Below are 22,776 nucleotides of genomic sequence, written 5' to 3'. Positions count from 1 at the left end.
CGGGCGCCGCGCCCTGTTCGGGGCCGGTGGCCGCCTGGATCGCGGGGCCGGCCTCCGGGGCGCGGGCGCCGCACGGGAGCTACTGTGTCGCTCATCGGCCTGCCTCTTCGGCGGACCGACGAAAGTCTCATGTGGTCAGCGGCGCCGGACCCGGGTGGCTCCCTGGTGCGTCGGCGACGCGTGACGCCGTACCTAGGCGGAACCGGCAGGCACCGCCACGGCGTCGCGATCGGGCGCGAGCGGGTCGGTGACCGTGCCGGACTCCTCGTCGAGCGGCCCCTGCGCCAGCCTGGTCACCGCTGCGGGGACCGGCGGCGCGAGGTCGGCCGTCGCATGGAGGCCGGACAGTACGTCGTCGGGCCGTACGGCAGGTGTCAGGTGCCGCACAACCAGCCGCAGTATCGCACAAGCGTGGTCGTCCGGCGCATCGGCACCCGATTCGGCGGCCTTCGTGTCCCTGGCCTCCGCGGCGCCCACGGCGTCGGCCGCGTCCACCACCTCGAGCCGCGTGACCGCGGCCCGGCAGTCGAAGCTGCGGATGCCGTTCTTGGTGTTGCGCTGTACTTCCACGCTGTCGGCGGCGAGGAACACCGCGACGGCCCGCCGGGCCGCCTCGGGCTCGACGCCGTCGAGCCGCAGCTGCCACACCGACGCCTGCAGGCGGTCGGCAAGACCCGAGGTGTGGGCCTCGACCGCCTCGATGACGTCCAGCCCGGTGGGCAGCGACGCGTCGAGGAGCAGCCTCAGCTGCTCCGGGTCACGGGTCTGGGCGAGGGCGATCTCCAGGTACTCCGCTTCGCTGCCGACGCCGGTGGGTGCGGCGCCCGCGTACGACACCTTCGGGTGCGGGGTGAACCCGGCCGAGTAGGCCATGGGTACGTCGCTGCGGCGCAGGGCCCGCTCGAAGGCGCGCTGGAAGTCGCGGTGGCTGGTGAACCGGAGGCGGCCGCGCTTGGTGTAGCGCAGGCGGATGCGCTGCACCGCGGGTGCGGGCGGCGGGCCTTCGGGCTGTCGCTTGCCCAGAGTCGTTCAGTCCCTCGTGATGTGTCCGGGATACGCGCGCGTGCGCTGCGTACGTGTGCGGCACGCCGTTCGTACCGCACACCCAAGGTTACGCCGGACGGCACCCAGTGCGCGCCGTGCCGTCACGGCCTGTGGACAACCCCTTCACGGCCGCGACCACGGGGCTCACCGCGCGCTGCCGTCACCCGGCGGGTGCGGGACGCCCGGCGGGTGCGGGACACCGCGCGGTTCGGGCGACGTCTGCGGGGGGACGTCCGGGAGGGTCTTCGCCGGCAGCGGCGGCCCGGCGGCACCGGGTGCCTGCCAGGCCGGCGGCGCGGCGGGCCCGCGGGTGTCGCGGGCCGGCGCCCCGAACAGCGCGGTGCGCACCGTGCGCCGGGCCTCGGCCACGGCCTGGCGCACCGGCTGCACGATCTCGCGCTTCACGAAACGCCATGCCGCGCGGGCGCCGCGGACCAGCGGCGCGCCGGTCCAGCTCCACAGCCACGCGGCGGGAACCGCCACCAGCACCCGGAACAGCCAGGCGATCCCCCGCCCGACCGCGCGGGACACGTAGCCCGTCACCCGCCAGGCGTGCCCGATCGCGGCCGCGACCTCGCGGGCGACCGGGACGACGACCCGCCGCCACACGAACACCGCCGGGACGACCAGCAGGACCCGCACCAGCCGGACCAGGCCCCGCCACAGGGCGCCCAGCAGCCATGCGACGGCGCGCGCCACCGGCACCACCGCGTACCGCCACAGCGCGACCAGCGGCGCCACCAGCAGCCACCGGACCAGGAAGGACACCGCGATCGCGATCCCCGTGGCGACCGGCACCAGCACCGCGCGCCACAGCCAGCCGGCGGGCAGCGCCACCAGTACGCGCGCCAGCCACGCCGCTCCGGCGCCGAGCCCGTCCAGGCCCCGGGCGATCCCGCGCCCCGCCGGCGCGAGCACGTACCTCCACAGCGCCACGGCCGGAACGACCAGCAGCACCTTCACCAGCCACGCCAGCGCCAGCCCCACGGCCCGTCCGGCCAGCCCGATGGCGCGCCCCACCGGCGCCAGCACGTACCGCCACAACGCCACCGCCGGAACGACCAGCAGCACCTTCACCAGCCACGCCAGCGCCAGGCCGAGGGCGCGCAGCGGCGGCAGGAGAAGCCGGCGCCACAGCCAGTCGAGCGCGGTGCGCAGCCCTCGGCCCGCCGCGCACAGCGCGTCCCAGACCAGCCGGACCGGCAGCACCACGACGACCGCCAGGATGCGGATCGGCATCCGGATCGCGACCGTCAGGCAGCCGTCTCCCCCGCCGCCGGCCGGCGGCGCCCCCTCCCACGTCATACGGCAGAACCTAGCGGAGGGAAGTGGGCACCCAGTAGCGCAGCTTGCCGCCGCGCTCGTCCTCGAACACGCCGCCGCAGCCCTCGATCACCTTGCGGGAAGCGATGTTGGTGGTGTCGCAGGTGACGAGCGCCTGCTCGATCCCGAGGCCGTCCGCGAGGGGCAGCGCCGCACGCAGCATCGCGGTGGCGTGCCCGCGGCGCCGCGCCGAGGCGCGCACGTCGTAGCCGATGTGGCCGCCGTAGTGGAGCAGGAAGTCGGTGAGGCTGTGCCGGATCGCGATCCGGGCGAGATACGTGTCGCCCTCGACCCACCACAGGTTGGTGCAGTGCACCCTTCCGGGCACGGGCGGCACACCGGTGTCGCCCTCGGCGCGCAGCGCGGCCACGTAGCGGGTGAAGCCGTCGGCGGTGTGCCAGGAACCGGACCAGTCGCGGATGTCCCGGCCGACCATCGAGTCGTCGTCCGCGCTGCCGCGTCCCTCGGCGGTGAACTCGTCCATGGCGGCGAGGAAGGAGGCGTGTACCCGGGTGTCCGGGTCGATGAGCTCCGGCATCGCTCCAGTGTGGCCGGGTGCCCGCGGCGCGGCCACCGCATTTCACCCGGACGCGGCCCCCCGGTGTGGGGCTGCTCTCCGCTCGGGCCGCGGTGGGCGGGTGCGGGTCGGGTCAGTGCTGCGGGCAGCGCTCGGCCGCGGCGTCCGCGAGCAGGCCCAGGCCGATGCCGAACATCCAGGAGTCCTTCGCCAGGACCATGCCCTCCTGGGTCGGGAAGACGCTGCCCGGCTCCCGCATGCCCGGCGTGCGCGCGTACAGCCCCAGCAGCGCGCCGGAGAACCCGGTGAGCGCGGCACCGGCCAGCGCCGTCGGCACGATCGGCGCGAGCAGCAGCGCCCCCGTCGTGATCTCGCCGATCGACAGCATGCGCAGGAACTGCTGCGGCGAGAGCTTCTTGAACACCGGATACGCCCCGCAGGCCATCCCGTGGATCATCTCGGCCGTGGCGTCGTCGCCCCTCAGCTTCTGCAGGCCCGAGTGCAGGATGAACGCCCCGGTCGCCATCCGGGGCGGGGCTTCGCGCAGCTTCATGACCGGCTCCTCACGGTTCGCGTCAACGCCCCTCACCCAGGATGACCGCCCGCTCCCGCCCCGCCACTCGGCAGCCGCCGAGCGCGTGCCGCCCCGACCGTCAGCCCCCGCTCACCGCCCGCCCCCACCCCCGGCATCCCCGCCGTCGTCCTCCTCGCGGACCACGATGTCCACGGTGAGGCGCTCCCCCGCCGACACCGCCACCTCCGCCGACTCCCCGCGCACCCACCTTCCCCAGTCGTTCCTGCCGCGCGCGACCAGCACATACGTGCCCGGCTCCAGGCTCCACGTCGCCCGCCCGCTCGGCCCGCTGAACAACGCGATGCTCTGCACCCTCGCCGGTGTCAGCGCCCGCGGGCTCACCTGGCAATGGACCACCGGTTCGCCGTCCGGCGTCCGCACCGCCGCCACGACCGCGCCGCGCGTCGCCGCCCTCCTCGCCCGCACCACCGGCACCCGCATTGGCGTCCAGGGATCCGGATGCCGTGCCACGAAGAGTTCGACGGCCTCGAAGACATCGGCCCAGGTCTCCCGTTCCCACACCGGCCGCTCCCCCCAGTCCGCGACCTGCCCGGGCTTCGGGTCGGCGACGTGGTAGCGGACCTGCGCGGTCCAGCAGGCCGCGACGAACTGCCCCTTCTGCTCCCGCGTCAGCAGCGCCGCCCCGCCGCTGCCGGCAACGATGAACTGGTGCACCAGGTCGAACACGACCGATCCCGCGAAGCGCTCCCACCCCGGTGTCTCGTCCCAGGACGCCACGTGCGCCCACATCGGCTCCCCCGGAAAGTGCCGCCGCACCCCCGCGACCCACGCCTCCCGCACCACCAGACTCCCCGGCCCGCTCAACCGACCCCCTCGCCGCACGGAAATGACCATCCGTCAGATTCGCTTCGGTGTCGCCGGGCAGGGCCGTCAGCCGGCGAGCGGCGTCGGGGACCACACGCCGAACCACTGCTCGGCGCCGTACTCCTCGAAACGCTCCACTTGGTGAAGCCCAGCTTCGAAGCGACGTGCATCGAGGCGCCGTTGGCGGACTGGGTGGACAGCACGACGGGCTCGCCGGGGCGCGCGCCGGCGAACCACGCAAGTGCCGCCGCACCCGCCTCCGCGGCGTAGCCGCGCCCCCACGCCTCCGGCAGGAACATGTACCCGAGCTCGGCCTCACCGGCGTCCGGACGGACATGGCCCGGGCGCTCCGCGTCGCGCGGGTCGAGCGTGATCATGCCGGCATCTTCCTCGCGGCCGTCCAGCTCGACTACGAAAACCCCGAACCGCCGCCCGGGCACCTCCGGGATCCCGCGCTCCAGCTCCTCCCGCGGCCGCGCCCCGCCGACGTACGTCCCCGCCTCCGGCGAGGCGAGCAACTCCGCGAACGCCCCCCGGTCCCGCGCCCGCGGACTCCCGGAGCACCAGCCGCTCCGTCTCGATCGGCGCCGGCTGCCGTACACCACTTCCGGATCCCGTCACGCCGCGCAACCTGCCCCAGGCCCCGAACCGCGCCCTCAGATGACGGTCAGCGGGAGCAACTTCTTTCCGGTGGGCCCGACTTGAATGTGGGTGTCCATCTGAGGACACACGCCGCAGTCGAAGCACGGCGTCCAGCGGCAGTCCTCGACCTCGGTCTCGTCGAGGGCGTCCTGCCAGTCGTCCCAGAGCCAGTCCTTGTCGAGGCCGGAGTCGAGGTGGTCCCAGGGGAGCACCTCCTCGACGGTGCGCTCGCGGGTGGTGTACCAGGCGAGGTCGACGCCGAGGCCGGGGAGGGTGGCCTCGCAGGCGCGCATCCAGCGGTCGTAGGAGAAGTGCTCGCGCCAGCCGTCGAAGCGGCCGCCGTCCTCGTAGACGGCGCGGATCACGGCGCCGACGCGGCGGTCGCCGCGGGAGAGCAGGCCCTCGACGATGCCGGGCTTGCCGTCGTGGTAGCGGAAGCCGATGTTGCGGCCGTACTTGCGGTCGCCGCGGATGGCGTCGCGCAGCTTCTCCAGGCGGGCGTCGGTCTCCTCGACGCCGAGCTGCGGGGCCCACTGGAACGGGGTGTGCGGCTTGGGCACGAACCCGCCGATGGACACAGTGCAGCGGATGTCGTTCTGCCCGGTGACCTCGCGGCCCTTCTGGATGACCCGCTTGGCCATGTCCGCGATCTGCAGCACGTCCTCGTCGGTCTCGGTGGGCAGGCCGCACATGAAGTAGAGCTTCACCTGGCGCCAGCCGTTGCCGTACGCGGTGGCGACGGTCCTGATCAGGTCCTCTTCGGAGACCATCTTGTTGATGACCTTGCGGATCCGCTCGGAGCCGCCCTCGGGGGCGAAGGTGAGGCCGGAGCGGCGGCCGTTGCGGGTCAGCTCGTCGGCGAGGTCGATGTTGAAGGCGTCGACCCGGGTGGACGGCAGGGACAGGCCGATCTTGTCGTCCTCGTAGCGGTCGGCGAGGCCCTTGGCGATGTCGGCGATCTCGCTGTGGTCGGCGGACGACAGCGACAGCAGGCCGACCTCCTCGAAGCCGGTGGCCTTCAGGCCCGCCTCGACCATCTCGCCGATGCCGGTGATGGACCGCTCGCGCACCGGGCGGGTGATCATGCCGGCCTGGCAGAAGCGGCAGCCGCGGGTGCAGCCGCGGAAGATCTCCACCGACATGCGCTCGTGCACGGTCTCGGCGAGCGGGACGAGCGGCTGCTTGGGGTACGGCCACTCGTCGAGGTCCATGACGGTGTGCTTGGAGACCCGCCACGGCACGCCGGAGCGGTTGGGCACGACGCGGGAGATGCGGCCGTCGGGCAGGTACTCCACGTCGTAGAAGCGCGGGACGTACACGCCGCCGGTGCGGGCGAGGCGCAGCAGCACCTCGTCGCGGCCGCCGGGGCGGCCCTCGGCCTTCCAGGCGCGGATGACGTCGGTCATCTCCAGGACGGCCTGCTCGCCGTCGCCGATGACGGCGGCGTCGATGAAGTCGGCGATCGGCTCGGGGTTGAACGCGGCGTGCCCGCCGGCCAGCACGATCGGGTCGTCCAGGGTGCGGTCGGCGGCGGCCATGGGGATGCCGGCGAGGTCGAGCGCGGCCAGCATGTTGGTGTAGCCGAGTTCGGTGGAGAAACTGAGGCCGAAGACGTCGAAGGCGCGGACCGGGCGGTGGCTGTCGACGGTGAACTGGGGGACGCCGTGCGTGCGCATCAGCTCCTCCAGGTCGGGCCAGACGCTGTAGGTGCGCTCGGCGAGGACGCCCTCGCGCTCGTTGAGCACCTCGTAGAGGATCATGACGCCCTGGTTGGGCAGGCCGACCTCGTAGGCGTCGGGGTACATCAGGGCCCACCGCACGTCGGTGGAGTCCCAGTCCTTGACGGTGGAGTTCAGTTCCCCGCCGACGTACTGGATGGGCTTCTGGACGTGAGGGAGAAGCGCTTCCAGGCGCGGGAAGACCGACTCGACAGGCATCTCGGCGTCTTTCATCAGCGGGCGGGGAGCCCCCGGGCGCGTCGGCCTCGGGGAGGATGACCCTCAAGAGTACCCGAGCGCGGGTGGGGTGATTCGCGTCACGGGTTCCGCCCCCTGCCGGTCACACGGGGCGGTCGGCTTCGTGCCAGGCGCGGGGCAGGTCGGCTTCCACCTCGGCGGCGATCTCGCGTTCCCTGCGGTCGACGGCGTCGTAGGGTGCGGGGTCCTCGCCGGCGCGGACGGCGCCTGCGCGCAGTTCGGTGAGGGCGGCGCGGCACATCACGCTGTCCTGGTGCTCGCCGAGGAGTTGCTGGACGCCTTTCATCCGGGAGGCGTGGGCGGCGGCGGGGCGGCCGAGGACGGGTTGGGCGGCCTCGGAGGAGTACCGGGCGCGTTTGGCGTCCTTGCGGGCCTCGTGGAGGGCGACGTCCCGGTCGTGGCCGGGTGGCAGGGCGATGGCCGCCTCGATGCGGCGGCGCAGCCGGGCGTGGTCGTGCCGCAGGGTGGTCTCGGCGGCTTCGGCGGCGGGGGCGTCGGCGGCGGGGGTGTAGGGGGGTGCGGCGAGGAGTGCTTCCAGGGCGTCGAGGACCGCGAAGTAGCGGGCGCCGTCCAGTTCGGGCGGGGCGGCGGTCCCGTTCCCGTGTTCGGGTGCGCGGTGGAGCAGCCTGTGGCGGAGCCTGCCGTCGACGAGCGCGGGGTCGAGTTCGTCGAGCCGGCGGGCGAGCCGTTCGGTGAGGACCTCGCGGTCGCGTGCGGTGCCGAGGACGGCGGCCAGCCACTTCAGTTCGTCGCCGAGCGGGTCGGTGGTGGCGCGGTCAAGTTCCTTGCGGAAGCTCTTGAAGGCGCTCCGGGCGCGGCGGGTGGCGACCCGCATGCGGTGGACTGCGTCCTCCTCGTCGCGGCGCACGGCCGGGTCGAGGGCGAGGATCGCGGTGAGCTGCTCGCGGATGTACGCGGTGGCGGTGCGGCCCGCGGTGGCCGGCAGGTCGGGGGCGGCGGGGGGCGGGGTGAGGACGCCGCCGAGGGCCCGGGCGAGTTTGGAGGGGGAGGCGGAGCGGTGCAACCCGGCTGCGGCGAGGCGTTCCTCGACGGCGTCGAGGAGGTCGGGGCCGCCGTCGTACAGTTCGACCTCGGTCTCGGACCAGGTGGTGGTGGCGCCGTCCGGGGTCTCGGCGGTCACGGTGTCGTGCGCGATCTCGGCGAGGGTGCGGTCGCGGCGGTCGAGGAGCAGGACCCGGCGGCGGGTGGTGCGGAGCCGGACGACGGGGTGCAGGGGGCGGCCGCGGGTCAGGGCGGCGGTCTCGGCGCGCAGGTCGTCGGGCGGCTGGTGGTCGTCGTCGGGGCCGAGGGGTGCGTGGACCTCGATGCGGGTGTCGGCTTCGGACGAGGGGAGCTTGAGGTGCCAGCCGGCGTCGTCGCCTCCGGTGCGGCGGCGCAGGGTGATGCGGTGCGCGGCCAGGGCGAGCCCGGCGGTGTCGTAGTAGACGGCGTCGAGTTCGACGGGGTCCAGGGTGCGGGTGCCGGCGACGTCGGGGAGCCCGACGAGGACCGGGCGCGGGACCTCGGCCCCGGCCGCCGTCTCGTACTTCCGTTCGGTCTCGCCGACTCGGTGGCCCATGTTCGGACCGTAACCGGGCCCGGCGGGTCGAGGCAACGCCCCTGCTCCGGGAAGGTGCCTATGCCGACATCGGCCGGTGCATCCGCACCGACTGGAGCATCCCTATGGCGATGCAGTTGGCGAACATGGATGACCCGCCGTAGGACACGAAGGGCAAGGGGATGCCGGCCACCGGCATGATGCCGAGCGTCATGCCGATGTTCTCGAAGGACTGGAAGGCGAACCAGGCGACCACGCCGGCGGCGACGATCGTGCCGTACAGGTCGGTGGCGCTGCGGGCGATCGCGCAGGCCCGCCACAGGATGACGCCGATCAGCGCGATGATGAACGCCGCGCCGACGAAGCCCAGTTCCTCTCCGGCGACGGAGAAGACGAAGTCGGTCTGCTGCTCGGGGACGAACTGCCCGGTGGTCTGGCTGCCGTGGAACAGGCCCTTGCCGAGCAGCCCGCCGGATCCGATGGCGATCCGCGCCTGGCTGGTGTTGTATCCGACGCCGGAGGGGTCGAGGGCCGGGTTGGCGAAGGCCGCGAACCGGTCGACCTGGTACTTGCTGAGGATGCCGAGCTTCCAGACGGTGAGCGAGCCGGCGACGCCGGCGAGCATCAGGCCGAACACCCAGCGGTTGTCGGAGCCGGAGGCGAGCAGCGCGCCGAGGATGATCGCGGCGAGCACCATGATCGAGCCGAGGTCCGGCATCAGCATGATGATCAGGATCGGCACCACGGCCAGGCCGAGGGCCTGCAGCACGGTGCGGTTGTCGGGGTGGATGCGGTCGCCGGCGTCCACCCGTGCGGACAGCACCATGGCCATGCCGATGATGATGGCGACCTTGACGAACTCCGAGGGCTGCAGCGAGAAGCCGCCGCCGATCACGATCCACGAGTGCGCGCCGTTGACGGTCGAGCCGAGCGGGCTGAGGACGGCGAGGATGCCCAGGATGGCCAGCGCGTAGAAGAACGGCACGACGCTGCGCATCCGGTGGTGCCCTATGGCCATCACTCCGGCGGCCAGCGCGAACCCGATGCCGGCGTTCATGACGTGCCGGATCAGGAAGTAGTAGTGGTCGCCGTGGGTGAGCGCGGTGCGGTTGCGGGTGGCGGAGTACACCAGCATGGTGCCGATGGCGCACAGCAGCACCGTGGCGAGCAGCAGGATCCAGTCCATCCGCCGCACGAGGGAGTCGCGGGCGAAGAGCTTGCCGAAGGTCGACTTCTCCGGGCTGAACCGGCGGACCGCGAAGGTGTGCGCACTCATGCCCGGTACTTCCTGCCGAAGAGCAGCTTCTCGGTGCGGGTCGGCGACAGGGCGGCCAGGGCCGGCACGGGGCCGCCGCCGGCCTGCTGCGGGGCGTTCGGGATCAGGAAGGTGTCGGGGGCCGGGGTCGACAGCGCGGACTGGATGACGCCGCCGTCCGGGGAGATCTTGGGCAGCGAGTCGAGGGGCTTGGGCATGATGCCCTTGCTCGGGTCGATCTGGCTGCTGTCCTTCGTGATGCCGTACATGGCCTCGTAGATGCGGCGCACGGCCTCGCCGGAGCCGCCGGATCCGGTGCCGCCCTGGGAGATCGTCATGACGATCGTGTAGTCCTTGGTGTACGTGTCGAACCAGGACGTGGTCTGCTTGCCCTCGACCTCGGCGGTACCGGTCTTGGCGTGCAGCGGGATCTTGGCCTGCGGCCAGCCGCCGAACTTCCAGTCGGCGGTGCCCTCGGTGACGACGCCGGCCAGGGCCTTGTCGATGTACTTCAGGGTGGACTTGGAGTCGGGCAGCTTGCCGACCACCTTGGGCTTGATGGGGGTGACGGTCTTGCCGTCAGCACTTATCACGGCCTTGCCGATGGACGGCTGGTAGAGCGTGCCGCCGTTGGCCAGCGCCGCGTAGACGCGGGCCATCTGGACCGGGGTGACGAGCGTGTCGCCCTGGCCGATGGCGTAGTTGACGGAGTCACCGGCGCGCACCACGTACCCGTCGGGGCAGTTCTCGATGGCGATGGCGATGCCCAGCGGCGGGTTGTGGTCGTTCTTGTGCTTCTTGGCGGTGGCGCACCAGTCGGCCTTGTTGGCGTCCCAGAAGTCCTGCTTCCACTGCCGGTCCGGGACCCGGCCCTTGACCTCGCCGGGCAGGTCGACGCCGGTCTTGGCGCCGAGGCCGAACTGGTGGGCGGTCTTGAAGAACCAGTCCTTGGGGTGCTTGGGGCTGGTGCCGCCGTCCTTCTGCCACTCCTGGTACGCGATGCCGTAGAACACCGTGTCGCAGGAGACCTCCAGGGCGCGGCCCAGCGAGATGTCGCCGAAGCTCTCGTTCTCGAAGTTCTTGAACTCGCGGTTGCCGATCATCATCGAGGACGTGCAGGGGTAGTTGCCGTCCTCGGCGTAGCCGGCCGCGATGGCCGCGGAGGTGGAGATGACCTTGAACGTCGAGCCGGGGGCCGACTGGCCCTGGATGGCACGGTTCAGCAGCGGGTAGTCCGACTTGGTGTCGGTGAGCGCCGCGTAGTCCTTGGCGGAGATGCCGCCGACCCACATGTTGGGGTCGTAGTCCGGCAGGCTGGCCATGGCGATGATCCGGCCGGTGTGGTTGTCCATGACGACCGCGGCGCCGGAGTCGGCCTTGTAGTTCTTGCCGGTGACGGTGTCGAAGGTGCCGCGGGCGGCGACCATGGCGGCGTTGAGCTGCTGCTCGGTGACGGCCTGGACCCGGGCGTCGATGCTGGTGACCAGGTCGCTGCCGGGCTGCGCCGGGGTGTCGCCGGCCTTGCCGATGACCCGGCCCAGGTTGTCGACCTGGTAGCGGGTGACGCCCGCCGTGCCGCGCAGTTGCGCGTCGTAGACGCTCTCCAGGCCGGAGCGGCCGATCTGGTCGGAGCGCAGCAGCGGGTTGGCGGACTTCTCCGAGGCGGCGACCTCCCCGTCGGTGACCGGGCCGAGGTAGCCCAGTACCTGGGCGCTGTTGGACTTGTCCGGCCCGGGGTAGCGGCGGACCGCGGTGGGCTCGGCGGTGATGCCGGGGAAGTCCTCGCGGCGCTCCATGATCTGCAGCGCCTGCTGGGTCGTCGCGGCGTCGGTGATCGGGATGGGCTGGTACGGGGAGCCGTTCCAGCAGGGCTTGGGGGTGTGGGCGTCGCACAGCCGCACCTTGTCGGCGACGTCCACGGGCTTCATGCCGAGCACACCGGCGAGCCGGTCCAGGACGGCCGTGCCGCCGTCGCCCTGCTTGAGCAGATCGGTGCGGTTGGCGGAGACCACCAGCCGGGTCTGGTTGTCGGCCAGCGGCACCCCGTGGTCGTCGAGGATCGAGCCGCGCACGGCGGGGGTGACGACCTGCTGGATGTGGTTGCTCGCGGCCTTCTGGTCATAGCTCTGGCCGTTGCGGATCTGCAGGTACCACAGGCGGCCGCCGAGGGTCAGCAGCAGCGACACGACGAGGATCTGGAGGATCACGAGCCGGATGGTGACGCGGGTGGTCCGTCCGGTCTCCGGGATGTTGCTCAACTCTGCTCCCTGGTCCTGCTGGCCGTGCCGTCCCCGGCCGTGCCGTCGGTGCGTGTCGTGCCGGTCACCTGCGGGCTCCCCTGGCCAGCGTGGTGATCTTCACGGTGCGGCCGGTGCGGCCGAACATGCCGCGCGGCCCGGTGGCCCCCGACCGGCCCCAGCGCGTGCGGGGACGGCTGCCGCCGAACCCGCCCGCGGAGTCCTCGGTCAGCGGGTCGTGGTCGAAGTGCCGTGCCAGCGCCATCACCAGGGGGACGACGAACGGCGCCAGCAGCAGGTCGTAGATCGCGGCGGTGAACAGCAGCTTCCCCAGGCCGACATGGGCACCCGCGGTGTCGCCGACGAGGCTGCCGACGCCCGCGTACAGCAGCGTGGTGCCGAACGCGGCGCAGATGACCACCAGCATCGGGCCGGCCGCGGTGCGCAGCTGGCCGGAGTCGGGCTTGGCGAGCCCGGCCGCGTAGCCGATCACCGACAGCACCAGCGCGTAGCGGCCCACCGCGTGGTCGGCCGGTGGCGCGATGTCGGCGAGCAGGCCGGCGAAGAAGCCGACCAGGCAGCCGCCGACATGGCCGTAGGTGAGGGCCAGGCCGAGCACGGTGAGCAGCAGCAGGTCGGGGACCGCGCCGGGCAGGTGCAGCCGGGCCAGCACGCTGACCTGGACGACCATCGCGATGACCACCAGGACGGTGGAGAGCAGGATCCGGTTGAGGCGCATGGGTCAGCCCCCGCTGGTGGTCGTCGGGGTCGGGTTGCGGCCGGCGGTGCCGGTCCCGTTGCCCGGGGACGTCGGCGTGCCGGGGGTGCCCGGCGTGGTGGGTGTCGTGCCCGGGCTGGGCGTGTTGGACGGCTTGGCCGGGGTGGGCTTGGCCGGCGGCGCGGGCCGCGTCGGCAGCACGCTGTCGCGCGGGTCGGTACGCGGGCCGACGACGACCACGCCGACGATGTCCAGCTTGGTGAAGCCGACGAACGGCTGCACCAGCACGGTCTTGGTGAGGTTGCCGCCGGACGGCTCGATGCCGGTGATCCTTCCGACCGGCACGCCGGGCACGAACGGCTTGCCGGCCTCCGACCCGAAGGTCACCAGGCGGTCGCCCTTGTGCACGTCGGCCTTGCCGTTGAGCAGTTGGTCCCGCATCGGCTGGTTGCCCTGGCCGCTGGCGAAGCCCAGTTCCATGGAGCCTTCGAGCCGCGTGCCGACGGTGAAGTCCGGGTCGTTGGCGAGCAGCACGGTGGACGTCGAGGGGCCCACGGTGGTGACCCGGCCGACCAGACCGTCGCCGTTGATGACGGTCATGTCGCGGGTGATGCCGTCGTTGCCGCCGGCGTCGATGGTGACCGTCCAGGAGAAGCTCTGCGCCGCTCCTATGGCGATGACCTGCGCACCCTTGATGGTGTACTGGCCGGCTCCGGCGGTCTTCAGCAACTGGTCCAGCTCCGCGGCCCGGTTGCGGGTGATGTCCTTCGAGCCGAGCTCCTGCTTGAGCGCCTCGTTCTCCTTCTTGAGGCGGTCGATGGTGGAGCTGCGGTCCCCGGAGTCGCGGACCGCGTCTATGGCGTTGCCGACGGGGTTGACGGCGCTGGCGACCGAGTTCTCCACCGGCCCGAACACGGACTGCGCGGCCTGCCGCGGCCGGTCCAGCGGTGAGTTCTCACCGCCCCGGATGTCCACGGTGATCAGCGCGAACGCGACCACCACCAGCAGCACCAGCAGAAGCCGGCTCTCCTTTGTGTCCCTCACGGGCGCCAGTCCGTGCCTTCCGTATCGGACCCGCCGCCGCTGAAGGGGCCGCGGCCGGTCGGAACTACTGTGCGGGGTACTTCAGGTCCTGGGCGCGGCGCTTCGCAGTGTCACCTGCGGGGCGCCGCGTCGAGGACCTGCTGGAGCGCCTCGAACTCCTCGACACACTTGCCGGCGCCGAGCGCCACGCAGTCCAGCGGGGTGTCGGCGATGTGGATCGGCATGCCCGTCTCGTGGCGCAGCCGCTCGTCGAGACCCGACAGCAGCGCGCCGCCGCCGGCGAGCACGATGCCGCGGTCCATGATGTCGCCGGACAGTTCCGGCGGGCACTTGTCCAGCGTGGTCTTCACCGCGTCGACGATCGCGTTGACGGGTTCCTCGATGGCCTTGCGGACCTCCGCTGCGGAGATCACCACGGTCTTGGGAAGCCCGCTGACGAGGTCGCGTCCGCGGATCTCGGTGTGCTCCTCCTCGCCCTTGGAGGCGAAGGCCGAGCCGATGGTGAGCTTGATCTGCTCGGAGGTGCGCTCGCCCAGCAGAAGGCTGTACTCCTTCTTGATGTGCTGGATGATCGCGTTGTCCAGCTCGTCGCCGGCCACCCGGATGGACTGCGCGGTGACGATGCCGCCGAGGCTGATGACCGCCACCTCGGTGGTGCCGCCGCCGATGTCCACCACCATGTTGCCGGTGGCCTCGTGGACCGGGAGCCCGGCGCCGATGGCCGCGGCCATCGGCTCCTCGATGATGTGCACCGTGCGGGCGCCGGCCTGCGTGGCGGCCTCGATGACCGCGCGGCGCTCCACTCCGGTGATGCCCGAGGGCACGCAGATGACCACGCGCGGGCGGACCATGTAGCGGCGGCGGTGGATCTTCAGGATGAAGTAGCGCAGCATGCGCTCGGTGATCTCGAAGTCGGCGATGACGCCGTCCTTCAGGGGCCGCACGGCGACGATGTTGCCCGGGGTGCGGCCGATCATCTTCTTCGCCTCGGCGCCCACCGCGAGGATGCCACCGGTGTTGGTGTTGACCGCGACGACCGATGGCTCGTTCAGGACGATCCCGCGGCCCCTGACGTACACCAGCGTGTTGGCAGTCCCGAGGTCGACAGCCATGTCACGGCCGATGAACGACATGTTGTTCGCCATGTGGATACGTCTGGCCTTCCCGAGCGTGGGCGGAGGTTCCATCGTAGTCGCGCCCGGTGGGGGCGCGCTGTCGGGGTTCCGACGCCATTGTCATCAGAACGCACAGCGGACCTCAGTAATGGTGACGCCGTGTCGGAGTGTTTGGTTCCCGTGGGGGCCCCGGTTGTCCTGTTCCCGCTCATCAGCGGACCATGTCCGCAAGATGCGGCTTTCGTCCGGGGTTTAGGCCAGGGTGGGGAAGAAGATCTTGATCTCGCGCTCGGCCGACTCCTCGGAGTCCGAGGCGTGGATCAGGTTCTCCCGCACGATGGTGCCGAAATCCCCCCGAATGGAGCCGGGCGCGGCGGCGATCGGGTCGGTCGGGCCGGCCAGCGCGCGCACGCCCTCGATGACCCGCTCGCCCTCGACGACCAGCGCGACCGCGGGCCCGGACGCCATGAACTCCACCAGCGGCTCGTAGAACGGCCGTCCGACGTGCTCGGCGTAGTGCTGCTCCAGCGTGCCGCGGTCCAGGGTGCGCAGTTCGAGCGCGCTGATGGTCCAGCCCGCCTTGCGTTCGATCCGGCCGAGGATCTCGCCGATCAGGCCGCGGCGGACGGCGTCCGGCTTGAGAAGGACGAGGGTGCGCTGGGACACGGTGCGACTCCTGATACTCAAAAGAATGTGCGACGAGCCTACAAGGCGCGGCTCACGCCGTGGGCGCCGCGGGGCGCGCCCGGATCTCGTCGACCTTGCGGCCGTAGTGGATCGACGCCCACCACAGGGCGGCGAAGATCACCCCGAGGAAGAACATCGTACCGACCACGAACCCGCTCGCGATCAGGCCGATCTGCAGCGCCCAGCCCACCGCCAGCGCGCCGGGCCGGCTGAGCATGCCGCACAGCAGCACGCACAGCGCCATGGCGATGCCGCACACCGTCCACACCTGGCCCATCGTCAGGTCCGGGTGCTTCATCGCCACCAGCCCGGCGAAGCCGATGACCAAGAACTCGCCGATCAGCGTGCTCGCACACAGCGTCCGCATGCCCAGGGCCCCTTCATTCCACGATTCACTTGCGGCCCAGCAGCAGCCGGGCCTCTCCGACGGTGATCACCGAACCGGTCACGAGGACCCCCGCGCCGGAGTACTCGCCCTCCTCCTCCGCGAGGGTGATGGCCGCCTCCAGCGCGTCGTCCAGCCGCGTCTCGACCTGGACCCGGTCCTCGCCGAACACCTCGACGGCCAGCGCGGCCAGTTCGTCGACGTCCATGGCGCGCGAGGTGGAGTTGCGGGTCACCACGACCTCGGCGAACACCGGCTCGAACGCCTCCAGCAGCCCGCGCACGTCCTTGTCGCCGCTGGGGCCGACCACGCCCACCAGATGGCTGAAACCGAACACCTCGCTGACGGCGGCCGCGGTGACCTGCGCGCCGGCCGGGTTGTGCGCGGCGTCCAGCACCACGGTCGGGCTGTGCCGCACCACTTCGAGCCGGCCGGGCGAGGTGACGGTGGCGAACGCGCCGCGCACGGTGTCCAGATCCAGGATCCGCTGGTGCATGCTGCCGATGCCGAAGAACGCCTCGACGGCGGCGAGCGCCAGCGCGGCGTTCTGCGCCTGGTGCTCGCCGTGCAGCGGCAGGAAGACCTGCTCGTACTCGCCGCCCAGGCCGCGCAGCGTCAGCATCTGCCCGCCGACGGCCACCTCGCGGTGCAGCACGCCGAACTCCATGCCCGCGCGGGCCACCGTGGCGTCGACCGCCACGGCCCGCTTGAGCAGCACCTGCGCGGCGTCCGCGGGCTGCTGGGCGAGGACGGCGGTGGCGCCCTGCTTGATGATCCCGGACTTCTCCCCGGCGATCTCGCCCGGAGTGCTCCCGAGCCGCTCGGTGTGGTCCAGGGCGATCGGGGTGACGACGGCGACCTGGCCGTCCACCACGTTGGTCGCGTCCCAGGAGCCGCCCATGCCGACCTCGACGACGGCCACGTCCACCGGCGCGTCGGCGAAGGCCGCGTACGCCATGCCCGTGAGCACCTCGAAGAAGGACATGCGGTGCGGCTGCGACTGGTCGACCATGCCGATGTACGGCGTCAGGTCGTGGTACTGCTCGATGAACCGCTCCGCCGGGATCGGCCGGCCGTCCAGGCTGATCCGCTCGGTGACGGACTGCACGTGCGGGCTGGTGTAGCGGCCGGTGCGCAGTTCGAAGGCCAGCAGCAGCCGCTCGATCATCCGCGCGGTGCTGGTCTTGCCGTTGGTGCCGGTGATGTGGATCGAGGGGTAGGCGCGCTGCGGGTCGCCGAGGATGTCCATCAGCGCGGTCATCCGGTCGAGTGACGGGTCGAGCTTGGTCTCCGGCCAGCGGCCGAGCAGTTCGTCCTCCACCGCGCGCAGCGCGCGGTCCACCTCGGGGTCGGCGGGGCGCGCGGGCACGTCGTCCTCGGGCGCGGGCGGGGTCACCTCGGTGCGCAGGGTGCGGCTGCCCGCCTCGATCACGGCCATGTCGACCTCGCGCGGGCCCTGGTCCTGGGTGTCGTCCGCGGCGTCGTCGTACGCGTCGTCGTCGAGCCGCCCGTAGGGCTCGTCGCTGGGAGGGTTGCTCACGGGTCCAGTCTACGAAAGCGGCGCCCCCGATCTTCGCCTGGCCCTCGCCGGGCCCGGTCCGCGGGTCGGTGGACCCGCGGACCGGGCGAGGGCGGCGGTTCAGCCCTGCGGCAGCGCGGCGAGCTGCGCGGTGATCCGGGCGATGTCGGCCTCCGCGGTGGCCAGCCGGGCGCGGATCTTGGCGACGACCGGCTCGGGCGCCTTGGCCAGGAACGCGTCGTTGCCGAGCTTCCTGGTCGTGTCCGCCTTCTCCTTCTCCGCCGCGGTCAGGTCCTTCGTCAGCCGCTTGCGCTCGGCCGCCACGTCGATCGTGCCGGACAGGTCGAGCGCGACGACCGCGCCGGCCACCGGCAGGGTGGCGGTCGGGTGGAAGCCCTCGCCTTCGGGCTGCAGGCGCAGCAGCTGCCGGATCGCGGTCTCGTGCGGCGTGAGGAGCGTGCCGTCCAGGGTGAGCCGTGCCGGCACCCGCTGGCCCGGCTGCAGGCCCTGGTCGGACCGGAACCGGCGGACCTCGGTGACGACCCGGCGCACCTCGGCGATCTCCGCCTCGGCGGCCGCGTCGCGGAAGCCGCTGTCCTTCGGCCACTCGGCGATCACCACCGACTCGCGGCCGGTGAGCGCCGTCCACAGCGTCTCGGTGACGAACGGGACCACCGGATGCAGCAGCCGCAGCGTGACGTCCAGCACCTCGCCCAGCACCCGCTTGCTGGCCTCGGCCGGCTCGCCGCCGGCCTGGAAGGTGGTCTTGGACAGCTCGACGTACCAGTCGAAGACCTCGTCCCACGCGAAGTGGTAGAGCGCGTCGCTGAGCTTCGCGAACTGGAAGTCCTCGTAGTACGCGTCGACCTGGGCGACCACCAGGTTCAGCCGGGACAGGATCCACCGGTCGGTCGCGGACATCTGCGCCGCCGAGGGCAGCGGCCCCTCGACGCTCGCGCCGTTCATCAGCGCGAACCGGGTGGCGTTCCAGATCTTGTTGGCGAAGTTGCGGGACGCCTTGACCCAGTCCTCGCCGATCGGCACGTCCGCGCCCGGGTTGGCGCCGGTGGCCAGGGTGAAGCGGACGGCGTCGGAGCCGTAGGCGTTCATCCAGTCCAGCGGGTCCACCGAGTTGGGGTTGGACTTGGACATCTTCTTGCCGAACTCGTCGCGGACCAGGCCGGTCAGCGCGATGGTGTGGAACGGCACCACGCCGTCCATCGCGTACAGGCCGAACATCATCATCCGGGCGACCCAGAAGAAGATGATGTCGTGGCCGGTCAGCAGGACGTCGGTCGGATAGAACTTCTCCAGGTCCGCGGTGCGGTCCGGCCAGCCCAGCGTGGAGAACGGCCACAGGCCGGAGGAGAACCAGGTGTCCAGGACGTCGGAGTCCTGGGTCCAGCCCTCGCCGGTGGGAGGCTGCTCGTCCGGGCCGACGCACACCTGCTCGCCGTTCGGCCCGTACCAGACCGGGATGCGGTGGCCCCACCACAACTGACGCGAGATGCACCAGTCGTGCATGTTGTCGACCCAGTCGAAGTACCGCTTCTCCATCTCCTTGGGGTGGATGGCGACGCGGCCGTCGCGCACCGCGTCGCCCGCGGCGCGGGCCAGCGGCTCGACCTTGACCCACCACTGCAGCGACAGCCGCGGCTCGATGGTGGTCTTGCAGCGCGAGCAGTGGCCGACCGAGTGGACGTACGGGCGCTTCTCGGCGACGATCCGGCCCTGCTCGTGCAGGGCGCCCACGATGGCGCTGCGTGCCTCGAAGCGGTCCAGGCCCTGGAACGGGCCGTGCACGGTGATGATGCCGCGCTCGTCCATGACGGTGATCGACTCCAGGCCGTGGCGCTGGCCGATCGCGAAGTCGTTGGGGTCGTGGGCCGGGGTGACCTTGACCGCGCCGGTGCCGAACTCCGGGTCGACGTGGGCGTCGGCGACCACCGGGATGGTGCGGTCGGTGAGCGGCAGCTTGATCCGCCGGCCGACCAGGTGCCGGTAGCGCTCGTCGTCCGGGTGGACGGCGACCGCGGTGTCGCCGAGCATCGTCTCGGCGCGGGTGGTCGCCACGATGACCGTGTCGTCGCCCTCGCCGTACTTCAGCGAGACCAGCTCGCCGTCGTCGTCCTGGTAGTCCACCTCGATGTCGGAGATTGCGGTCAGGCACCGCGGGCACCAGTTGATGATCCGCTCGGCGCGGTAGATCAGCCCGTCGTCGTAGAGCTTCTTGAAGATGGTCTGGACGGCGTTGGACAGGCCCTCGTCCATGGTGAAGCGCTCGCGGGACCAGTCGACGCCGTCGCCGAGGCGGCGCATCTGGCCGAGGATCCTCCCGCCGTACTCCTCCTTCCACTGCCACACGCGCTCGACGAACTCCTCGCGGCCGATGTCCTGCCGCGACTTGCCCTCCTCGGCGAGCTGCTGCTCGACCTTGTTCTGGGTGGCGATGCCGGCGTGGTCCATGCCGGGCAGCCACAGGGCCTCGTAGCCCTGCATGCGCTTGCGGCGGGTGAGCGCGTCCATCAGCGTGTGCTGGAAGGCGTGCCCCAGATGGAGTGAACCGGTGACGTTCGGCGGCGGGATGACGATGGTGTACGGAGGCTTGTCACTCTTGGCGTCGGCCTCGAAGTACTCCCGCTCTACCCAGCGCTCGTACAGCTCCCCCTCTACCTCGGCCGGCGTGTACTGGGTCGGCAGTTCGGGGGTGCTGTCGGTCGGCCCGCTGTCGGGGCGCTGAGTGTTGTCGGTCACGCCAGGGATTCTACGGCGGCGGACGAGGCTGTTACGAACCAGTTGCGCCCCCGATGTGAGCAACGGCGCAGACCTGCGCGAGGATGGGCTTTCTCGTTAACGGAGGGGACGAAACCCATGAGCTACAACCAGCCGCCGCCGAACCCCTACGGGCAGCAGCCCCAGGGCGGCGGTTACGGTCAGCCGCAGCCCGGTGGATACGGGCAGCCGCAGCCCCAGCCGGGCGGATACGGCCAGCAGCAGCCGGGCTACGGCTACCCCCAGCAGCCCCCGCAGCAGCAGCCGGGCTACGGCGGCCAGGTGCCCCCGCAGCAGCAGGGCTACGGCCAGGTCCCGCCGCCGTACGGCCAGCAGCAGCCCGGCTACGGCTACCCGCAGGGCCCTCCCCCGCAGGGCGGCGGCAAGAAGACCGGTCTCATCATCGGCGCGGTCGTGGCCCTGGTCGCGATCGGCGTCGGCGTCTTCTTCGTCACCAAGGGCGGCGGTGGCGGCGGTTCCGCACTCAAGGACGACGGCAAGAAGTACAAGCTGATCACGCCGGACACGGTGGCCGACTCGTACAAGAAGAGCGACAGCGCGGGCAGCAGCTCCGACGGCTTCGACGACAGCGACATCGAGCGGATGAAGGGCCTCGGCGTCACCAACGCGCAGAAGGTCTCCGCCGGGTACATGAAGGGCTCGTCCGAACTGACCGGCAAGCTGCTGGAGTTCAGCGGCGTGTACGGCACCGTCAAGGACCCGAAGAAGGTCGTCGACGCCATGTTCGCCGACGCCCGGGCGAAGGCCCAGTCGTCCAAGCCCGAGAGCGACGGCAGCAAGGAGGAGCTGGTCGGCAGCACGCAGACCGTCCACCCGGCCGGCGCCGACGACGCGGTCATGGAGTGCCAGCAGGTGAAGTTCACCCAGGGCAGCACCAACAAGTCCCTGACGACCTCCGTCTGCATGTGGGCGGACTACAGCACGGTCGGCTACGTCATCCCGATCGACGCGGCCGCCATGATGACCGGCGTCGGCGGCGACACCTCGGTGTCCGACGCGGCCGACCTCACCGCCAAGGTCCGCAAGGACGTGCGCGTTCCGCTGTCCTGACGCACCGCCCGCGGACGTACGAAGGGGCGCCCGGTCCGATCGGACCGGGCGCCCCTTCGTGTGTCGCGGGGAGCGCTACGCGCTCTTCTGCTCGCCCTTGCCCACGATCCGCGGCTCGCGCGGAACCAGCGTGGGGTTGACGTTGGAGTGCACCACGTCGGCGGAGATCACCACGCGGGCGACGTCCTTGCGGGACGGCACCTCGTACATCACCGACTGCAGCACCTCCTCCATGATGGCGCGCAGGCCGCGGGCGCCGGTCTGCCGCAGGATCGCCTGGTCGGCGATGGCCTCCAGCGCGCCGCGCTCGAACTCCAGCTCCACGCCGTCGAGTTCGAAGAGCTTCTGGTACTGCTTCACCAGCGCGTTGCGCGGCTCGACCAGGATCTGCAGCAGCGCCTCGCGGTCGAGGTTGTGCACGCTGGTGATCACCGGCAGGCGGCCGATGAACTCCGGGATCATGCCGAACTTGACCAGGTCCTCGGGCATGATGTCGGAGAACTGGTCGGACATGTCCAGTTCGCGCTTGGAGCGGATCGTCGCGCCGAAGCCGATGCCCTTGGCGCCGGCCCTGGCCTCGATGATCTTCTCCAGGCCGGCGAACGCGCCGCCCACGATGAACAGCACGTTCGTGGTGTCGATCTGGATGAACTCCTGGTGCGGGTGCTTGCGCCCGCCCTGCGGCGGCACCGACGCGGTGGTGCCCTCCAGGATCTTCAGCAGCGCCTGCTGCACGCCCTCGCCCGAGACGTCGCGGGTGATCGACGGGTTCTCGCTCTTGCGGGCGACCTTGTCGATCTCGTCGATGTAGATGATCCCGGTCTCGGCCTTCTTGACGTCGTAGTCGGCCGCCTGGATCAGCTTGAGGAGGATGTTCTCCACGTCCTCGCCGACGTACCCGGCCTCGGTGAGGGCGGTGGCGTCGGCGATGGCGAACGGCACGTTGAGCATCCGGGCCAGGGTCTGCGCGAGCAGCGTCTTGCCGGAGCCGGTCGGGCCGAGCAGCAGGATGTTGGACTTGGCCAGCTCGATCGCGTCGTCGTGGCCGGGGCGTCCGGCCTCACCGGCCTGGACCCGCTTGTAGTGGTTGTACACCGCCACGGACAGGGCCTTCTTGGCCGGTTCCTGCCCGACGACATAGCCCTCGAGGAACTCGTAGATCTCCCGGGGCTTGGGCAGGTCTTCCCAGCGCACCTCGGAGGACTCGGCGAGCTCCTCCTCGATGATCTCGTTGCAGAGGTCGATGCACTCGTCGCAGATGTACACACCGGGGCCTGCGATGAGCTTCTTCACCTGCTTCTGGCTCTTTCCGCAGAACGAGCACTTCAGCAGGTCTCCGCCGTCACCGATGCGTGCCACGAGGTCTTTCCCCTTCGCCTGGGATCCGCCGACCTTCAACGGAGCCTGGTGCTTCTCTCATCGACGGTACCTTGCCGCGCCCCCGGTGTGGGCCCCCCTTGGACGTACTGGCTGTGCGAGTCCGTGGGAGGCCGCTCACACCGGGTGCGGCGATC

General features: G+C 71.4%; 18 protein-coding genes and 1 pseudogene. 1 reads left to right on the top strand and 18 read right to left on the bottom strand.

The window, feature by feature from the left end; translation table 11 throughout:
* Window positions 1-192: 192 nt before the first annotated feature.
* The 17 genes and pseudogenes from ACH4TG_RS00485 to ACH4TG_RS00405 all read right to left on the bottom strand — a co-directional run bounded on the left by ACH4TG_RS00485 (window position 193) and on the right by ACH4TG_RS00405 (window position 20,173).
* Window positions 193-981 (bottom strand): TIGR03936 family radical SAM-associated protein, encoded by a 789-nt coding sequence (locus ACH4TG_RS00485; protein ID WP_398239314.1) that lies wholly within the window; start codon window positions 979-981, stop codon window positions 193-195.
* A gap of 207 nt (window positions 982-1,188) precedes the next feature.
* The gene (locus ACH4TG_RS00480) at window positions 1,189-2,349 is read right to left on the bottom strand and encodes a hypothetical protein (protein WP_398239312.1); all 1,161 of its coding nucleotides are present in this window, start codon (window positions 2,347-2,349) and stop codon (window positions 1,189-1,191) included.
* A gap of 10 nt (window positions 2,350-2,359) precedes the next feature.
* Window positions 2,360-2,905 carry a GNAT family N-acetyltransferase gene (locus ACH4TG_RS00475; RefSeq protein ID WP_398239310.1) on the bottom strand — a complete coding sequence of 182 codons (546 nt, stop codon included), beginning with the start codon at window positions 2,903-2,905 and terminating at the stop codon, window positions 2,360-2,362.
* A 112-nt stretch (window positions 2,906-3,017) separates the two neighbouring features.
* Complete coding sequence (locus ACH4TG_RS00470; RefSeq protein ID WP_398239309.1) at window positions 3,018-3,437, bottom strand: hypothetical protein; 420 nt, start codon at window positions 3,435-3,437, stop codon at window positions 3,018-3,020.
* A 111-nt stretch (window positions 3,438-3,548) separates the two neighbouring features.
* On the bottom strand, window positions 3,549-4,259 hold the full coding sequence (locus ACH4TG_RS00465; protein ID WP_398239307.1) for a carboxypeptidase-like regulatory domain-containing protein: 711 nt from the start codon (window positions 4,257-4,259) through the stop codon (window positions 3,549-3,551).
* A 90-nt stretch (window positions 4,260-4,349) separates the two neighbouring features.
* A pseudogene (locus ACH4TG_RS00460) lies at window positions 4,350-4,904 on the bottom strand (GNAT family N-acetyltransferase).
* 35 nt (window positions 4,905-4,939) lie between these two features.
* Window positions 4,940-6,862 (bottom strand): TIGR03960 family B12-binding radical SAM protein, encoded by a 1,923-nt coding sequence (locus ACH4TG_RS00455; protein ID WP_398239305.1) that lies wholly within the window; start codon window positions 6,860-6,862, stop codon window positions 4,940-4,942.
* Window positions 6,863-6,983: 121 nt separating this feature from the next.
* On the bottom strand, window positions 6,984-8,480 hold the full coding sequence (locus ACH4TG_RS00450) for a CHAD domain-containing protein (protein WP_398239304.1): 1,497 nt from the start codon (window positions 8,478-8,480) through the stop codon (window positions 6,984-6,986).
* Window positions 8,481-8,538: 58 nt separating this feature from the next.
* Window positions 8,539-9,735 carry a rod shape-determining protein RodA gene (gene rodA / locus ACH4TG_RS00445; protein ID WP_398239303.1) on the bottom strand — a complete coding sequence of 399 codons (1,197 nt, stop codon included), beginning with the start codon at window positions 9,733-9,735 and terminating at the stop codon, window positions 8,539-8,541.
* The gene (mrdA, locus tag ACH4TG_RS00440; RefSeq protein ID WP_398239301.1) at window positions 9,732-11,972 is read right to left on the bottom strand and encodes a penicillin-binding protein 2; all 2,241 of its coding nucleotides are present in this window, start codon (window positions 11,970-11,972) and stop codon (window positions 9,732-9,734) included. Before mrdA ends, rodA begins: the two co-directional genes overlap by 4 nt.
* 64 nt (window positions 11,973-12,036) lie before the next feature.
* Entirely contained in the window at window positions 12,037-12,690 is a 654-nt protein-coding gene (gene mreD / locus ACH4TG_RS00435; RefSeq protein WP_398239299.1) for a rod shape-determining protein MreD, read from the bottom strand.
* A gap of 3 nt (window positions 12,691-12,693) precedes the next feature.
* Window positions 12,694-13,713 (bottom strand): rod shape-determining protein MreC, encoded by a 1,020-nt coding sequence (gene mreC / locus ACH4TG_RS00430; RefSeq protein ID WP_398239297.1) that lies wholly within the window; start codon window positions 13,711-13,713, stop codon window positions 12,694-12,696.
* 110 nt (window positions 13,714-13,823) lie between these two features.
* Window positions 13,824-14,846 (bottom strand): rod shape-determining protein, encoded by a 1,023-nt coding sequence (locus tag ACH4TG_RS00425; protein WP_398240429.1) that lies wholly within the window; start codon window positions 14,844-14,846, stop codon window positions 13,824-13,826.
* Between the two features lie 234 nt (window positions 14,847-15,080).
* A complete protein-coding gene (gene ndk, locus ACH4TG_RS00420; RefSeq protein ID WP_398239295.1) occupies window positions 15,081-15,494 on the bottom strand; it encodes a nucleoside-diphosphate kinase in 414 nt (137 codons plus the stop codon).
* A gap of 52 nt (window positions 15,495-15,546) precedes the next feature.
* Window positions 15,547-15,882 carry a DUF4233 domain-containing protein gene (locus ACH4TG_RS00415; RefSeq protein ID WP_398239293.1) on the bottom strand — a complete coding sequence of 112 codons (336 nt, stop codon included), beginning with the start codon at window positions 15,880-15,882 and terminating at the stop codon, window positions 15,547-15,549.
* Window positions 15,883-15,907: 25 nt separating this feature from the next.
* The gene (locus ACH4TG_RS00410) at window positions 15,908-17,440 is read right to left on the bottom strand and encodes a bifunctional folylpolyglutamate synthase/dihydrofolate synthase (RefSeq protein ID WP_398239291.1); all 1,533 of its coding nucleotides are present in this window, start codon (window positions 17,438-17,440) and stop codon (window positions 15,908-15,910) included.
* A gap of 99 nt (window positions 17,441-17,539) precedes the next feature.
* Complete coding sequence (locus ACH4TG_RS00405; RefSeq protein WP_398239289.1) at window positions 17,540-20,173, bottom strand: valine--tRNA ligase; 2,634 nt, start codon at window positions 20,171-20,173, stop codon at window positions 17,540-17,542.
* A 117-nt stretch (window positions 20,174-20,290) separates the two neighbouring features.
* Between ACH4TG_RS00405 and ACH4TG_RS00400 the strand changes: the two genes are divergently transcribed.
* Window positions 20,291-21,262, top strand: coding sequence for a hypothetical protein (locus ACH4TG_RS00400; protein ID WP_398239287.1), 972 nt, complete (start codon window positions 20,291-20,293; stop codon window positions 21,260-21,262).
* Between the two features lie 75 nt (window positions 21,263-21,337).
* Here the strand turns inward: ACH4TG_RS00400 and clpX are convergent, their stop codons facing one another.
* On the bottom strand, window positions 21,338-22,621 hold the full coding sequence (gene clpX, locus ACH4TG_RS00395; protein ID WP_398239286.1) for an ATP-dependent Clp protease ATP-binding subunit ClpX: 1,284 nt from the start codon (window positions 22,619-22,621) through the stop codon (window positions 21,338-21,340).
* Window positions 22,622-22,776: the final 155 nt, after the last annotated feature.

This window comes from Streptomyces sp. NPDC020917, from assembly GCF_044333795.1.
Classification (GTDB): domain Bacteria; phylum Actinomycetota; class Actinomycetes; order Streptomycetales; family Streptomycetaceae; genus Actinacidiphila.
The sequence above is the reverse complement of the archived record's forward strand: the minus strand, read 5'-3'. Positions and strand labels throughout refer to the sequence as shown.

Bases quoted from the DNA above. Each gene is read 5' to 3' on its own strand.
- ACH4TG_RS00480 (WP_398239312.1), bottom strand. From the start codon at position 2,349: ATGACGTGGGAGGGGGCGCCGCCGGCCGGCGGCGGGGGAGACGGCTGC.
- ACH4TG_RS00475 (WP_398239310.1), bottom strand. From the start codon at position 2,905: ATGCCGGAGCTCATCGACCCGGACACCCGGGTACACGCCTCCTTCCTC.
- ACH4TG_RS00470 (WP_398239309.1), bottom strand. From the start codon at position 3,437: ATGAAGCTGCGCGAAGCCCCGCCCCGGATGGCGACCGGGGCGTTCATC.
- ACH4TG_RS00455 (WP_398239305.1), bottom strand. From the start codon at position 6,862: ATGCCTGTCGAGTCGGTCTTCCCGCGCCTGGAAGCGCTTCTCCCTCAC.
- ACH4TG_RS00450 (WP_398239304.1), bottom strand. From the start codon at position 8,480: ATGGGCCACCGAGTCGGCGAGACCGAACGGAAGTACGAGACGGCGGCC.
- rodA (WP_398239303.1), bottom strand. From the start codon at position 9,735: ATGAGTGCGCACACCTTCGCGGTCCGCCGGTTCAGCCCGGAGAAGTCG.
- mreD (WP_398239299.1), bottom strand. From the start codon at position 12,690: ATGCGCCTCAACCGGATCCTGCTCTCCACCGTCCTGGTGGTCATCGCG.
- ACH4TG_RS00425 (WP_398240429.1), bottom strand. From the start codon at position 14,846: ATGTCGTTCATCGGCCGTGACATGGCTGTCGACCTCGGGACTGCCAAC.
- ACH4TG_RS00415 (WP_398239293.1), bottom strand. From the start codon at position 15,882: ATGCGGACGCTGTGTGCGAGCACGCTGATCGGCGAGTTCTTGGTCATC.
- ACH4TG_RS00400 (WP_398239287.1), top strand. From the start codon at position 20,291: ATGAGCTACAACCAGCCGCCGCCGAACCCCTACGGGCAGCAGCCCCAG.